Annotated in this window: 12 protein-coding genes and 1 pseudogene; 7 read left to right on the top strand and 6 right to left on the bottom strand. The window is 44.3% G+C overall.

The window, feature by feature from the left end; genetic code table 11:
• Positions 1-309 precede the first annotated feature (309 nt).
• The 3 genes from ACR64G_RS06240 (at position 310) to ACR64G_RS06230 (ending at position 3,790) form a co-directional block, all read left to right on the top strand.
• Positions 310-1,986 carry a DEAD/DEAH box helicase gene (locus tag ACR64G_RS06240; RefSeq protein ID WP_435980660.1) on the top strand — a complete coding sequence of 559 codons (1,677 nt, stop codon included), beginning with the start codon at positions 310-312 and terminating at the stop codon, positions 1,984-1,986.
• Between the two features lie 248 nt (positions 1,987-2,234).
• Positions 2,235-3,176: an EamA family transporter gene (locus tag ACR64G_RS06235; RefSeq protein ID WP_435978461.1), complete on the top strand. Its 942-nt coding sequence runs from the start codon at positions 2,235-2,237 to the stop codon at positions 3,174-3,176.
• 305 nt (positions 3,177-3,481) lie between these two features.
• Positions 3,482-3,790, top strand: coding sequence for a helix-turn-helix transcriptional regulator (locus tag ACR64G_RS06230; RefSeq protein ID WP_435978460.1), 309 nt, complete (start codon positions 3,482-3,484; stop codon positions 3,788-3,790).
• On the opposite strand, the gene ACR64G_RS06225 is transcribed toward ACR64G_RS06230, so the two are convergent.
• From ACR64G_RS06225 to ACR64G_RS06215, 3 genes are all read right to left on the bottom strand, one after another.
• Positions 3,787-4,527, bottom strand: a complete 741-nt coding sequence (locus ACR64G_RS06225; RefSeq protein ID WP_435978459.1) for a peptidase — start codon at positions 4,525-4,527, stop codon at positions 3,787-3,789. The two genes, ACR64G_RS06230 and ACR64G_RS06225, sit on opposite strands and share 4 nt — an antisense overlap.
• A 27-nt stretch (positions 4,528-4,554) precedes the next feature.
• A complete protein-coding gene (locus tag ACR64G_RS06220; RefSeq protein WP_435978458.1) occupies positions 4,555-5,340 on the bottom strand; it encodes a transglutaminase family protein in 786 nt (261 codons plus the stop codon).
• A 70-nt stretch (positions 5,341-5,410) separates the two neighbouring features.
• On the bottom strand, positions 5,411-7,705 hold the full coding sequence (locus ACR64G_RS06215) for a circularly permuted type 2 ATP-grasp protein (RefSeq protein WP_435978457.1): 2,295 nt from the start codon (positions 7,703-7,705) through the stop codon (positions 5,411-5,413).
• 265 nt (positions 7,706-7,970) lie between these two features.
• On the opposite strand from ACR64G_RS06215, the gene ACR64G_RS06210 reads away from it, so the two are divergent.
• Positions 7,971-8,636: a GDSL-type esterase/lipase family protein gene (locus tag ACR64G_RS06210; protein WP_435978456.1), complete on the top strand. Its 666-nt coding sequence runs from the start codon at positions 7,971-7,973 to the stop codon at positions 8,634-8,636.
• A 153-nt stretch (positions 8,637-8,789) separates the two neighbouring features.
• On the opposite strand, the pseudogene ACR64G_RS06205 reads toward ACR64G_RS06210, so the two are convergent.
• Both ACR64G_RS06205 and ACR64G_RS06200 read right to left on the bottom strand, forming a co-directional pair.
• A pseudogene (locus ACR64G_RS06205) lies at positions 8,790-9,724 on the bottom strand (DUF2855 family protein).
• Between the two features lie 288 nt (positions 9,725-10,012).
• Positions 10,013-11,017, bottom strand: a complete 1,005-nt coding sequence (locus ACR64G_RS06200) for a hypothetical protein (protein ID WP_435978455.1) — start codon at positions 11,015-11,017, stop codon at positions 10,013-10,015.
• A 31-nt stretch (positions 11,018-11,048) separates the two neighbouring features.
• On the opposite strand from ACR64G_RS06200, the gene ACR64G_RS06195 reads away from it, so the two are divergent.
• Together ACR64G_RS06195 and ACR64G_RS06190 are read left to right on the top strand one after the other, a co-directional pair.
• Positions 11,049-11,480: a TetR-like C-terminal domain-containing protein gene (locus ACR64G_RS06195; protein WP_435978454.1), complete on the top strand. Its 432-nt coding sequence runs from the start codon at positions 11,049-11,051 to the stop codon at positions 11,478-11,480.
• Positions 11,481-12,080: 600 nt separating this feature from the next.
• Positions 12,081-12,824 (top strand): zinc-dependent peptidase, encoded by a 744-nt coding sequence (locus tag ACR64G_RS06190; protein ID WP_435978453.1) that lies wholly within the window; start codon positions 12,081-12,083, stop codon positions 12,822-12,824.
• Between the two features lie 108 nt (positions 12,825-12,932).
• On the opposite strand, the gene ACR64G_RS06185 is transcribed toward ACR64G_RS06190, so the two are convergent.
• The gene (locus ACR64G_RS06185) at positions 12,933-13,595 is read right to left on the bottom strand and encodes a hypothetical protein (RefSeq protein WP_435978452.1); all 663 of its coding nucleotides are present in this window, start codon (positions 13,593-13,595) and stop codon (positions 12,933-12,935) included.
• Between the two features lie 152 nt (positions 13,596-13,747).
• On the opposite strand from ACR64G_RS06185, the gene ACR64G_RS06180 reads away from it, so the two are divergent.
• Positions 13,748-14,221, top strand: coding sequence for a hypothetical protein (locus ACR64G_RS06180; RefSeq protein ID WP_435978451.1), 474 nt, complete (start codon positions 13,748-13,750; stop codon positions 14,219-14,221).
• Positions 14,222-14,312: the final 91 nt, after the last annotated feature.

The following is a 14,312-nucleotide window of genomic DNA, read 5'->3' as shown; positions in this document are numbered from 1 at the left end:
CCGATGATTTTGTGTTCTGAAATAATCCTATTATTTTTGACTCATATCTTATCTACTGGCCTATGTGCCAAATTGGGTGTTATTTGATTTTATCGGCTTTGGATTAAAGCTTTGATAAAACGTTTATAACAATCAAGGATAAGACACTCGGCGCTACCACCAAAATACGTCAGACAACAGACAACTTTTTTAGACTGCTTTTAGTAGCAAATATCATCAATAGATGATCTAAGTTGTGTGATGCGCGGTTATCAGTGGTAGGCAACTGGCATGCTGAATGTTCAGCAGCCCATACTACCAAGGCAACTCATGACTGATATCTTATCTACAATCGCCGCCCAAAACGGCATCATCGAAAGCACTGACACCTCATCTGCTACTCAAGCGCCTACTACAGACGCTACTGCCAGTGATACTACTGACGAAAACCAAGTCACCTTCGCTGACCTTAACATTGCCAAACCTATTTTATCTGCGCTTGATCGCAGTGGCTACACCAATCCTACACCTATTCAAGCACAGGCCATTCCCTTTGCTCTAGCAGGTCGCGACCTTTTATTATCTGCGCAAACAGGTAGTGGTAAGACAGCCGCATTCGTAATTCCTGTACTTGATCGTTTGAGCCGCTCAACTAGCTTTGATAAATTGACTAAAGCGCTTATCTTAACGCCAACTCGTGAACTTGCTCAGCAAGTCCATGACAGCGTACGTACGTATTCAAAAGACATGCGTGGCGTATTTTGTGTGCCTTTAGTTGGCGGCGCCCCATACAATGGTCAGATCACAGCGCTCAAAAAAGGCGTACAAGTTATCGTCGCAACGCCAGGTCGCTTGCTTGACCATATCAATGCAGGCCGAGTTGATTTGTCTAGCCTAGAGGTTCTAGTACTTGATGAAGCAGATCGTATGCTGGATATGGGTTTTGCTGATGACATCAGTGACATCCTACGTGCAGCGCCAACCGATCGTCAAACCATTATGTGTTCAGCGACTTGGGATGGTCCTGTCGGCAAAATCGCTGCCAGCTTTACCAACAATCCTGAGCGCGTCTCTATCAAAGTTGAATCGGCTCACATCGATGAGACTGTCTATTACTGTGATGACTTTAATCACAAAAACAAGATCCTAGACACACTCGTCTGCCAGCCTGAAATGGAGCAAATCATCATATTTGCCGCCACCAAGCGCAGCACTGAAAAACTGGCTAAATCACTACAAGAGCAAGGTCATAAAGCCAGCTTCTTGCACGGCGATTTGCCACAAAGCAAGCGTAACCGCATCGTACAAGACCTGCGTAACGGCAAATGCAAAATCCTAGTAGCAACCGATGTCGCCGCTCGTGGTCTTGATGTGCCAGCTCTATCACACGTCATCAACTATGATCTGCCGCGTCAGACCGAAGATTACGTTCACCGTATTGGCCGCTGTGGCCGTGCTGGTCGTACGGGTGTCGCTATTAGCCTATGTAGCATGGATGACCGTCCGCAGCTTAACGCCATCAACCGCTACCTCGATCGTAAGATGGAAGTCTGCGTCATAGCGGGCATGGAGCCTAAGAAAACTTACGTACCAAGTGAAAATAAACCCAAAGGTCGCGGACGTGGTCGTGGTCGCTCAAACGGCGGCGGTAGTGGCCGTGGCCGTTCAGGTAATGGCGGTGGTTACGCAGGCAAGTCAAGTAGCGGCGCGCAGAGCCGTGGTCGCTCAAGTGATAGCAGCAATGGTACTTCTCAGCGAGCCAGCAACGACAGTGGTTATCAAGGCAAGCCGCGCGACTCATCTGGTAAGCCAAATGAGCGCTCTGGTGGCAAGCCGTATCAAGGCAAGCGTACGGGTGGTCCAAGCCGTAGTGATGGTACTGGCGTACCGCGCGGTGACCGTGCTGCAACAGGCCGTGGTCGTCCAAGTGGTAGCCAAGGTCGTCCAGCAAACCGCTCGGGCGGTCAAGGCCGCTCAAACAGTGGCAATCGCGGTGGTAACTCGTAATAGTTGATACCTAATGATCTAATGATCTAATGAAACGATTCATTCGATTACTCAAAATAGTATAAGAAAAAGCCAGATAGTGAACTATCTGGCTTTTTTGTATCTAGGTTCTGATAAGAATGATTTATGTCATAATCATTCTCATGATACTGTATTGCATGATAGCGCTTTGGCTATCACCACAGGCTCATAAAAATCGGAATTAAAGCCTAATGCTAATAATTAAAACCAATATCTAGGACAATTCTATGACCCCAATCCATATTGCATTAGCTGTATTGGTTGCCTTTATTTGGGGTGTGAACTTCACGTTTATCGCCTGGAGCCTTGAGAGCTTCCCGCCATTAATGCTGACCGCCATGCGCTTTTTCTTTACCGCTGTGCCGTTAGTGCTATTTCTGAAGCCGCCCAAGTTTAACCGTACGTTATTTATCTATGCAATCGGTACCTTTGTTATGCAGTACGCTTTTGTATTCACCGCTATGCATTTGGGTGCATCTGCAGGGTTGACGGCACTGTTGTTACAAATGCAGATTTTTATCACGGTATTGCTGGCCTATGTCATCTTGGGCGAATCAGTGAGTCGCATGCAAATCGCCGGTATGCTAGTCGGCGTGCTAGGACTGAGTGTGATTGCGTTAAACCTCGGCGGTGATATGCCTTTGATTGGATTTATTTGTATCTTGATTGCTGCGATTGGTTGGAGCTTTGGCAATATCGCATCAAAGCAGGCTTCTACGCAGCAGAGTACTAGTGTGTCTACTATCTTGCCTGCTACTAGCCAGAACAAAGCATCAAAATTGTCTGCGCTATCATTAGTGGTATGGGGCGGTCTAATCGCTTGCGTTATTTTGATCCTATCTTCTTTAATATTTGAGCGAGATGCCTGGCAGCTCGCAACGTTTACTGGAGCCTCACTCAAGTCTTGGCTGTCGCTTGGGTTTATCGTCTATATCTCAACCCTGATCGGTTTTGGACTATGGGCGCATCTACTCAGTCAAAATACAGCCTCCAAAGTTATGCCTTTTGCTTTGCTCGTTCCTATCTTTGGAATGATTGCCTCAGTGCTACTGACTGGGGAGGTGGTGACATGGTGGAAGATGCTAGCGATGGTGCTTATCTTATCGGGACTGATACTGGCGAATGTGCAACTAGGATTTAGTAGAAAGAGTATTAAGGTTAACTTTTGAGAAGCATCAAGGAGATTCATGAATAGTAAGAAATTGCTTTTGTAGAGTACGCCCTGCGCACCAGAAAAGAGAGCTAGTATAAGCGGTGCGCGAGACGCACCCTACGTTGACTAGTCGAAGTCACTTCTAATATTACCTTTAATTCAAAATTATTTAACTACAAAACCCTCTTATCCACAATTCACATGAGCCAATAAAAACTGCCAAGACAATCATTATTACCCAAGTAACAATAATCCATTTTACAAACTGTCCGGTATTCATAGAACACCTCTGGTTTAGCGCGCTTAACTAAAGCGGCTGGAATGTCACGTTCAGGTTTTACTCAGCGTTTCAAAGACGTCGTTGGTATACCTCCACTGACTTATTTGACCGACTACCGGCTACGTCTTGGCGCGCGCCACTTGCGCCTGCAGCATAGTAGTATCGCTCAGATTGGTGAGATGGTCGGCTACTCGTCGAACTCAACTTTTAGCCAAGCCTTTAGGCGAGTATATGAGATCTCGCCTAGTGAGTATCGAAGACAACAGAGAGTTAAAAGTATAAAGATGGCTCAAAATTTTGGGAAAATGGCACGCCCTCTAAGTACCAGTGGTCATATTATCATCCTTTAATCCCAATAATTATCAGGACAGGCGGGCAGCTCGACTAAAGTATTACGCAGCACATCTGACCACTGATGACGAATGGTGTTGAAATACTCGTCGCGCTCATCAACACGGCGACCTTTTGGTAGGGTATAGCTATCATTTCTATATAGCACAAAATCTATCGGCATACCGACAGACAAGTTTGAATGAATCGTCGAATCAAACGACAACATTAAAGCACGGGCTGCGTGATTGACGTCGGTATCATAAGTGACTGCTCTATCGAGAATAGGCTTACCATATTTACTCTCGCCTAACTGGAAAAAAGGCGTATCCTCTGTAGCTCGAATACAGTTACCCTCGGGATAAATCTTATAAAGCTCAGGTTTTTGCCCTTTTATCTGACCACCCAACATAAAAGAGCTCGTAAATCCGCCGTCCTTAGCCGCATTAGCCACTTCTTTGGCATGATTCATCACGCTACGCATACATTCGCCAACCATTTGCGCGGCGTCAAATAATGTCTCTACAGTATTAAGGTTGCTTTCAAGTTTTTGGTCAATATCGCTTTGTAATTTAGTAAAAACGGCTTGTGAGGTTGCTAAACTACCAGCAGTTTGCAAAACTATAAAACGCTCACCTTCAATACCATACTGATAGATTTTTCTGAAGGTTGAAATATGATCGATGCCCGCGTTAGTACGGGTATCACTCGCAAAAACCATACCATCTTTAAGACGAATAGCAGCGCAATAAGTCATTGTCGTTTCTCAATAAATAAAAGTGCGCTATGATAACCGAGTAACTAGTACTTGACTGTAAAGATTTTCATAGCCGCCGCCCATTCTTACACCTCGTACAGGAGCCGTATCTAAATAGTCGCGACCAATAGCGACATAGACGTGTGAATTTGGTTGAAAGGCTTGATTTGAGATATCAAAAGTGTACCAATATCCATCCATATAAGCCTCCGCCCAAGCGTGGCTTGCCATATGATTTTCGGTGTCATCATAAAGATAGCCTGATACATAGCGGGCAGGTATTTGCTGATCACGCAGCATACTGATAAACACATGCGTATGATCTTGACACACACCAGCGCTAGTGGCAAAAGACTCAGCAGCTGTCGTTCCGACATGAGTGACGTTTTTTACAAAAGGCATTTTCATGATCAGCTCATTGGCCATCGTCTTTAGACTATCGAGCGTAGGCTTTTTCAAAAAAGGTGCTGCAAATGCGCGCATCTCATTCGAGCATTTAGTCAGTGGCGTCTGTACCGTAAATAGCAAGTAGGGGACATGATCCATGTCCTCAAGGCGCTGTGTCTCAGTATTAATCTCAACAATACCTGAAGCTTGCATCTGCAAATTATTATGCGCCTCATTGCGACTCAGAGTAAGCCAGTCGTTACCGAAGCCGTCCTTTTGGTTGGTCGCAACTTTAGGTAGCATCACATCCCACTTATGAATGACCTGATGCGGTAGCTGCATAGGCGTCATGCGAATATACTGTACACTACGCTGTGCAAGCTCATCATAGTAATAATTGGTTTGATGGCTGATTTGAAGTTTCATAATAGCATCCTGTTGTTATCTCTATTCTTTAGTCTCACGTTTAATGGTTTGGCGTTTAGTTAATGCCTAATTAAACCCCTTGGCGCAGTATGATATTGAACTCTTGGCTGATCAAATCAAAGTCACTAATTTGCTTAGATCTAATCATCTGATTGGTCAGGCGAGTCAGCTCACGCCAGCGCGTATTCTCTGGTAGCTCGTTGATCCAATGCTTAAATTCTAAACTGGCGGCTAGTGAGTCCTCATTTAATAATACCGCGCGCTCAAGCTGCTCAAAGTGTCGGCCTAATTGCCAAAAACAAGTCACGGTGGGATGCTCTTGTTTCATAGCAGCGTTACAAGCATGCAACTGCAAGGTCGCTGCTCGATAAGTCCCAGCGCTTGAAAGCCGTTTAATCAAGTTGTACAGCTCAGCGGTGTCTTTACCGATGACGCCTTTGGCTTCTTGAACATTGGTCTCAATCGAGTGCACCACACTAGGAATGATGGTTTGTTCTAAGTCCGTCATCATTTGCGCTTTCATGGCCTTAAAAGACTCATCAGCGTCGGCCTCAAAGCCCAAATGAGTGATCAGATGCTGTACCTGTGATTTTTTGAAATCGCCTTTGATCAGCTGCTTCATCAGACTATCGTAATAATAAAGCCGCTCACTGTATCGACCCAACCAAATCAGATGGCTGGCAGTCGATAACAGCAGGATCATTGGCGCATCATCTAGCTGTTCATAGCCGGCTTCTGTAGGCTGTACGCGATCGTAATATTCGGCGTGACTGGCAGCTGCCGTATCGAGTGAGACAGGATTGCATTTATCAGCATCAGGATTGTCTAGATCACTATCGTCAATGACCCAAGTGTCTTTGATACCGCCGCCTTGAGAGGAGTTGACAACGAGTGAGCCCTCAACCATCGCCACGCGGGTCAAACCACCCGGTACAATATCGACTGAACCATCACCATGACTTAAGATAAAGGGGCGCAAATCAATATGACGGGGCGCGATACCATCGGCTACCGCAGTAGGATTGGTAGAGAGTGAAATAGTAGGCTGAGCAATAAATCCGGCTGGATTATCAAGTAAGCGCTTGCGATAGTCCTCAATCTCTTTTTTGCTGGATGTCGGACCAATGAGCATCCCATAACCGCCTGAGCCTTGAGTTTCTTTTACGACCAATTTGTCTAGATTATCCAGGACGTATTTGAGCTCATCAGGCTTACGGCACTGATAAGTCTCGATATTTGGCAGAATAGGCTCTTCATCTAAGTAGAACTTAATCATGTCGGGTACGAAAGGATAAAGACTCTTGTCATCAGCCACGCCAGTACCCGGAGCGTTGACAATGACGACATTACCCGCGCGATAAGCACTCATCAGCCCTGAAACCCCTAAGATAGAATTGGACTCAAACGCTAATGGATCAATAAAAGGATCATCGATACGGCGATAAATGATATCGACTTGAACTTTGCCGCGAATCCCTTGCATATAGACTTTGCTGTCCTCAACCACCAAATCATAGCCGTGTACTAAGGGCACACTCATCTCATGTGCCAAAAACGCATGCTCATAATAAGCACTATTAAAGCGCCCTGGAGTCAAGATGACGATTTGTGGATCGTATTTGCTCGTTGAGCTGGCAAGGCATTTTTTGAGACGGTTTGGATAATCACTGATACCCAAAATCGGCGTATGAGCAAACATATCGGATAATAGCATCTCTGATATGTTACGGCTCTCAAGCATGTAGGACACCCCTGATGGCGTGCGTAGATTATCCTCTAACACACAAAATTTACCAGACTCATCACGGATCAGATCGATACCACTGATATGGGAGTAAATCGGCTTATCCAGCTCAATCCCCATCATCCATGGCTCATAACAACCACTAGCATAGACGTAGCTGGCAGGGACTACATCCGCTTTCATAATGGCTTGATCATGATAAATGTCATGTAAAAAGGCATTCAATGCGGTGATACGCTGCTTACAGCCTTTTTCTATCGTTTGCCATTCGCTACCTGAAATAATGCGCGGAATGATATCAAAAGGTATCATACGTTCAATATTTTCAGCATCGCTGTAGACCGTAAAAGTGACGCCTTTACGATAAAAGATATTTTCGGCTTGCTCATTGAGATGGTTAATAGCATCCATGCTGGTATTGTCTAACCAGTCGCCAACGGACTTTGCAACGGGACGATATTTGCCCTTACTACTTAATAATTCATCAAAGCTTTGCTGTTTTGGATGGGGCTTTTTTTGGGATTGGCTTTGTGTTTGCTGCTGCCCATTACCTTTATCTGTCGTCGTGGCTTGCTCTTGGCTTTGATTTTGTTTTGCAGATTGAGTTGTTTCTTTGGTCATGAATACCTCACGCATCTTTGGTTGAGTGACAAATTATGATAAATAGACAGGCTATCGTTGACAAACTTAGTCTTGCAATGAGTAAAAACTAAGCCGATATCATAGAATTGCTATGACTATAACCTGTCTATAGGGTATTACACAACAGAGGTTTGATATTAATAAATTGTTTTTGTTAGATTTTATTTTAGACGTTAAACTTAATTTACGACTTGTCAACCTCAACGAGTCCCATATATTAAAAAGTAATAAAGAAGGCGAATGGATGACACTTATTAAAAGTGAAACTAATATTAAGTCGATAGTCATGATGTTGTCTATGATGATAGGCGCAGCTGCATCGACTACAGGCTGTAGTAGGGATAGAGATATGCAGGTCTTGCCAGCGGGCAGTAGCGTAGTGGCTTTAGGTGATTCGCTCACCTATGGCTATGGTACGAACGCGCAAAGCAATTATCCTAGTATATTGACTGGACTGACAGGGTGGCGGGTTATCAATTTAGGGGTCAACGGTGATACCTCAGCTGATGTGCTGGCGCGTATAGATCAAGTCATCACTCTTAATCCTGATCTGGTATTATTCGGAGTCGGCGGTAATGACGTCTTGAGGCGGGTGCAATCAGGTACGACGACAAGCAATATCACGCAAACGGTTCAACGATTAAAAGCTGCGGATATTCCAGTTATTCTCATCGCTGAGCCGTATTTTAGTACCAGCGCGTTATTCGGTAGAGCTAGTGATAATCCTATCTATAAGCAGATTGCCAAAAGCGAAAACGTATCGCTATATAGCAAACGCTGGTCAGAGATTATATCGAATGAAAGGCTTAAGTCGGATCAGATTCACCCCAATGCGGCAGGATATCGCTATTTTGCCGAAGGCTTATATGAGTATTTGCAAGAAGAGGGCTGGGTATCGCCTAAAAAATAGTCTCTATCATTGACACGATCGAATATCAAACACGCCCTAATATTAGGGATAAACGATAGAAGGCAACACTTATAAGTTATATGCGTTGCCTTTTAAGAGGTTCTCAATTAGCATTTGCAATCAATCTAAGTCGCATTTTTAGTAAATTTGCTATCACATGACCACGACTAAACCCTCATTAGCAGGTATCTTGCCATCACAAACGTCTTTGTAAACGGTCGATAACTCCTCAATACTTTTTAGATCTTTAATTTTTAGCCAGGTACTCGTTTTGGCAGTGCATGCCATAATATAGCGCATGGAGCGCTTATTAAATTCTTCTGCGCCCCATTCTTTTATCAGCTTTTGAATTTGACTGGGCGCAAAAAACTGCTCACTACGCGCGGCGATAATACCCTTGGTCTGGCGCGGCTCGTCCCAATGGGTGAGTCCAACATTGCTCGTAAAGCGCATATTATCACCCAAATGCGTGTGTAAGCGGCTTAGCACATCAGTATTAGCAGACATATCGATGATGACCGTTGGTTTGCTTGCGTCAATGTTTTCGATATCATCATAGCTCAGCACATTGTTATAGGCATCGATCGACTGTACAAAGTCTATATGACGGCTAGAGGTCAGACCAATCGCTGCTGGTGCATCTGCGTCATCGACCAGCCCATACCCCAACTAGTCTTACTAGAAGCACTAATTACGATGACTTGCTCAGCTTCGTACCAGTTGTTGCTCGTCAGCATATCGTGGATACAAAACGCAGTTAGGTGTAATACGGCAAGTAGCATGCGCTGATTATCATAAGCGCGGTCGTAGCCTGCTTCATCATTGACGCGTTGATATAAGTTATAGCCTGGCGGTAGATGCGAGCGATGAGCGCTACCATCCATGAGGCTTGAACCATCCACTTTGACAGGATTAATCACAAGTTCAGTGGCTGGCGGGAAATATCCAAAAAGCCTATCACCTATAGGGACGTCATCGTTGTTTGATTCAACGACATCGGCAAAACCCCAAACGGGAATGATGCCCCATTGTTCTGCGTTATCGCCATTAGGCGCGAAGAACTGCCAATAGCGCAGATGATCGCCCATTACTGCGTAAGTGATGTTATTCGCGGTAAAAGCAAAGCGATCGACTTTTACCAATACTTCGCCGTCATTAATTGTTTGCTTATCCGTCTCTACTATTCGCGACTGGGTCAACTCAGCCTTATTGGTTTGGAATTCTTGCATCTTAGTGTCCAACATTATCTTCTCCTTGTGTTTTATTTAGATCATAACGTTCATCAACTATCACTATTTAGCAGTATGACTGTTGATAGTGTCCTTTTTAGTGGTATGGCTATCTATCATAACTTAAGCTTGGACTTGAACCTGAGCCTACCGTTCGGCCGTTATTTTCATCACCTCAAACATCAATTTTGGCATATTCGCAGCAGCTTTTGGTCCTGCCGCTTTTAGACGCATGAGTATCGCCATCTGTTCAGGGGTTGTCTCACAGCTTACCTGCGTGAGATGAGTAAAGCCATCCAAGCGGTTGCTTAGTAGCCACTCACGGATATCAGGTTCTTTAGTCCAACGCATATGGTTTTGCATTTGTGCCACTAGACCCGTTAGCCAGTCGGTATCATGATTGGGTAGAGGCACTACTTGGCATAGCTTGTTTTTTAACGCTTCATCATCATAGCTGGCTTCGATGTGCGCGATAAAAGCAGCACTAAAAATGGGCTGATAAGAGCGTACCGTTTGTACCACAATCTTATTCTTTTGAAAGACATCATAAGTCTCGGTCACGGGTACCGCGCGGGCAGAGCAATCAATATGCATAGTATTGGTCGTCGTCGCTATGCTATCTTCTTCAGTAAAGACAATTTGATCGATGTCTATTCGAGTCACGCGGCCTTTACGTACCACGTTTTTGACTCGACGTAGCTCGGTCAGCTCATCAGTACTAACGGTTGCGCCATGGAACATCTGCGGGCGCACATTCGTATCAATACGCATTAGTACACCGCCTTGCTCTAAGCGATCAAACAGATCCTCTATATTTTCGGCAGTAGCAACCGCTTCGGCTTGATTGGCTTGCGCGCCCATAGTCTGCTCAAAAAACTCACGCGAGGGCTGAGTATTTTTGCGGTCGATAAGCCAGCCATCTCTTGGCATAATCCATGTGATATGGTCTGGATTGACATCGTTACCAAGTAGCCAGAGTACCGCATCGATACCTGTTTTGCCGCCACCAATGACGACGTAGCCTTTGCGCGCTTGTTTTAAATAAGGTAAATCGTTTAAAGGGGCAAACTCGACGCCATCAGCGACCGTAAAACTTGGCGTATGTGTGGCTGGCACGGAGGTCTTAAAATAAGTACCATCGATTATCGGCATCTATAGCCATTTTCAGGGTAAGCAGGGTATATTGGACGCGCTTTATATCGAAGGTTTCAATCTGGTCAGCGAGGCTATGAATGTCGTTGTCGATGGTAAGGCGAGTAAAGCGCAAGTGTTAGAGTCGTGCTTGGGTTACCTTACTGTCGGCGAACAGCACGAGGCGCATTATCGGCTCATCTTTGGGGAGTCTGATGCAGGCTATGTGCCCTCAGAGGAGGCTATCGCTGCAAGAGATGAAGCCTTTGCAAAGCTGGTGCAAGTAGCGGGTTCATATTTAGCGGATGAGGCTAGTCATTCAGAGCGCCGTCAAATGGCGTTAGATGTTTGGGCCATCGTGCATGGTTATGTGAGTATCAGTCATCATGTTGCGCTGACCCATGACAAGGATTTGGATTGGAAGTCAATGGCGCTTCGGGTGGTAGAGACTCAATTAGATGCGACTGCTAAGGTCGTCAGTTAATGCAAGATGCTGCTAAAAGCAGCGATAAACTAGCTACAAATAGACCTCATACTGCAAATTAATATTGATAAAATAATTCGCCAGTATATAAGTATTATCGCCGCGTATCGTTAGCCAATATGAGCTGGATGGCTATAAGCTGAATGACAAAGCAACTGTCGCAAATTTTGCGATAGTTCAAAAAAGCAGTAGAAGAATAGCCTCATCGAAATCATAGAGGATAACTAGATGCAATCTATTAGCAGAATAGAGAGATATCAGCTAGAAAATGGACAAGCTGAAATCGAAATTCGCTTAGAACACTATACTTTGAACACTATACTTTGTGGCTCTCGCAAGCACAATTAGCGACTCTGTTTAAAAAGGATTCCGATACGATTGGATTGCATCTAAAAAACATTTATCAAGAAGGTGAATTGCTTAAAGAGGCAACTACCGAGTATTCCTCGGTAGTTCGTCAGGAAGGAAAGCGTCAAGTTCGACGTAATGTTTTTTATAATTTAGACGCTATTTGCCTAGCAACCTTGATGCGATGGCAGCAATAAATAATAGAGGGTTAATTAAGAATACAAAACGGTCCAAAAATAGAGGAAATACCGAATGTTTGAGATGATAAAAGACTGGCGTGAACAGCGCATATTAGATAAAAGCGATTTGACAAATGATGACTGGCAGCGCGCGGCTAAGCGCATCGTTATATTGGATCGATTAGACAACGAAGAAATGGCGCGCTTATTTGATCTTGCTACTTTATTCTTAAATGACAAATCAATCACAGGCGCGCAAGGCTTTGAGATTACAGATGCGGTCAAACAGTCGATTGCTTTGCAAGCTTGTTTGCCGATACTGAATCTAAATCTCGATTGGTACGCGGGCTGGTCGTCGATTATTATTTATCCTGGGTCTTACAAAAGTGATGCCAAAACAGTCGATGAGTTCGGTATCGTCCACGAAGGCCAACAGCATCGAAGCGGGGAGGCATGGCAGCGCGGGCCTGTGATACTCTCATGGAAAGATGCTAAGCATTCAGGTGAGCGCGATGGTCATAACGTGGTTATTCATGAGTTCGTGCATAAGCTCGATATGTTGAATGGCCGCGCCAATGGTTTCCCGCCTTTGCAGCATGATATGGACCCTAAGCGCTGGACGACCATTATGAGTCGAGACTTTGAGGACTTCCAAAAACACCGCAAATCAGGTCTTGATCGTTATGGCACGACCAATCCTGCTGAGTTCTTTGCTGTGCTAAGTGAAGTATTCTTTGAGACGCCGCAAAAGCTCGTTGACGCTTATCCTGATATTTACGACATCATGGTCAAATTCTTTAAGCAATCCCCAATTTAATATATGACTAAATACGAATATATAGTAGTAGTCATCAAGAATGGAGCGTTGCATCTAATGTTTTATCTAAACTTTATAACAATAATGAATCGCACATAAATGAACGACTTATGTTGTCCATTTATCACTGATAATAGCAACTAGATAGCGCTTACCTTGGTACTCATCAAATACCAGTCGTAATGCCCGCCAGTCCAGGCCACCATAGTCAGGATTGACCCCGGGGTTATAGAACTCAACATAGTCTGAATTTTGATATATTTGATGCAAATTATTGATACTATTTCCTACGGCAGCGCTACTGTTGATGGTCGTTGACTGGTTGTAATAATAGTCGGCTTTCACCCAATTTTTGAGATAATCTGGCAATGGTGTGACATATAGCTCGCCAGTACCGTCTTTTTGGCCCCAAGTGAAGCGAATATTGGATTCATCGAGATATTGTGCGTATTGATCGCGGCTAAACACTTTGTCGGATTCAGGTTGAATATAGGCGTACATAGAAAAACGCACGCCACGCGTCGGATGAATATCATCGGTGATTCTCGTATAGGCGTTATTGGCCAGTGCACGCTGAATACGCATTGCTTGCTGTATAAGGGTTTGCTGGCTCATATCAGAGGGAGTAGATGTGTTATTTGGTGACTGTGTCGTCGCGTTTGACTCAGCAGAGAGTTGACAACCGCTGGTCACTACAAGGGGTACAAAGAGTGCTACGGTCAATAGGGACTTAAGACAAGGGTAAGATAAATTAAAACGAGATGAGATCATAATAATATCCTTATCAGTATGGGAATATAGCAAACGGTAGTTGTCCGTTTAACCTAAATAATGCGACCTTTTAAATGATGCTTATAAGTAGAGATAGCGTTTTATGTGTTTTGATGAATATATGATTTAAGATAGCATAAACGCAGGACACCATGCAAAAATCGATTTTGTCAATAACAGTGCTTATCATAGGAGTGTTTGCAATAACGGCAAGCGCAAACCTAACGGAGCCGCTACAGACCGCTTTTGCGCTAAAAGTAGAAACGATCGCTAAGATGTATGAACAAGATAGCCACAACCGAGGGCAAGATCATCCGTCTACATTGCAACAATACGCCAATCCAGAGCTACAGGCTGCTATGCAGCTTGAGCAAGATTATTTTGATAAAGAGCAAATATCCTGCCATATTGGCTATGATGTGCTGTGGAGCTCGCAAGATCCTGACTATACGCAAGACAAAACCTTTTCAATGATGACAAGTGGATTGGTTCAAGTCAATTTAGCGCAAGGCGACAATGTGCATTATGAATTGGTGTGCGATGAGAGCGTCTGCCAAATAGCGGATGTTATCTTGTATAACGACGGCGCATCTTTACGAGAGCATTTAATTAAGAGTTGTCGTTAATCATCAGTCGTTAAAATCATGCTAGCGTGTGAGTTATAAAAGGTTAAGTAGATTCTGTGAAAATCAATGATGTTATTTTTAGCTAATAAAG

The sequence above is a fragment of the Psychrobacter sp. DM4 genome (assembly GCF_051307035.1).
In the GTDB taxonomy this organism is placed as follows: domain Bacteria; phylum Pseudomonadota; class Gammaproteobacteria; order Pseudomonadales; family Moraxellaceae; genus Psychrobacter.
Note: the sequence above shows the minus strand (reverse complement) of the source record. Positions and strands in the feature narration are given on the sequence as shown.

Coding starts and splice junctions, on each gene's coding strand:
- ACR64G_RS06240 (WP_435980660.1), top strand. CDS start 310: ATGACTGATATCTTATCTACAATCGCCGCCCAAAACGGCATCATCGAA.
- ACR64G_RS06235 (WP_435978461.1), top strand. CDS start 2,235: ATGACCCCAATCCATATTGCATTAGCTGTATTGGTTGCCTTTATTTGG.
- ACR64G_RS06230 (WP_435978460.1), top strand. CDS start 3,482: ATGTCACGTTCAGGTTTTACTCAGCGTTTCAAAGACGTCGTTGGTATA.
- ACR64G_RS06225 (WP_435978459.1), bottom strand. CDS start 4,527: ATGACTTATTGCGCTGCTATTCGTCTTAAAGATGGTATGGTTTTTGCG.
- ACR64G_RS06220 (WP_435978458.1), bottom strand. CDS start 5,340: ATGAAACTTCAAATCAGCCATCAAACCAATTATTACTATGATGAGCTT.
- ACR64G_RS06215 (WP_435978457.1), bottom strand. CDS start 7,705: ATGACCAAAGAAACAACTCAATCTGCAAAACAAAATCAAAGCCAAGAG.
- ACR64G_RS06210 (WP_435978456.1), top strand. CDS start 7,971: ATGACACTTATTAAAAGTGAAACTAATATTAAGTCGATAGTCATGATG.
- ACR64G_RS06200 (WP_435978455.1), bottom strand. CDS start 11,017: ATGCCGATAATCGATGGTACTTATTTTAAGACCTCCGTGCCAGCCACA.
- ACR64G_RS06190 (WP_435978453.1), top strand. CDS start 12,081: ATGTTTGAGATGATAAAAGACTGGCGTGAACAGCGCATATTAGATAAA.
- ACR64G_RS06185 (WP_435978452.1), bottom strand. CDS start 13,595: ATGATCTCATCTCGTTTTAATTTATCTTACCCTTGTCTTAAGTCCCTA.
- ACR64G_RS06180 (WP_435978451.1), top strand. CDS start 13,748: ATGCAAAAATCGATTTTGTCAATAACAGTGCTTATCATAGGAGTGTTT.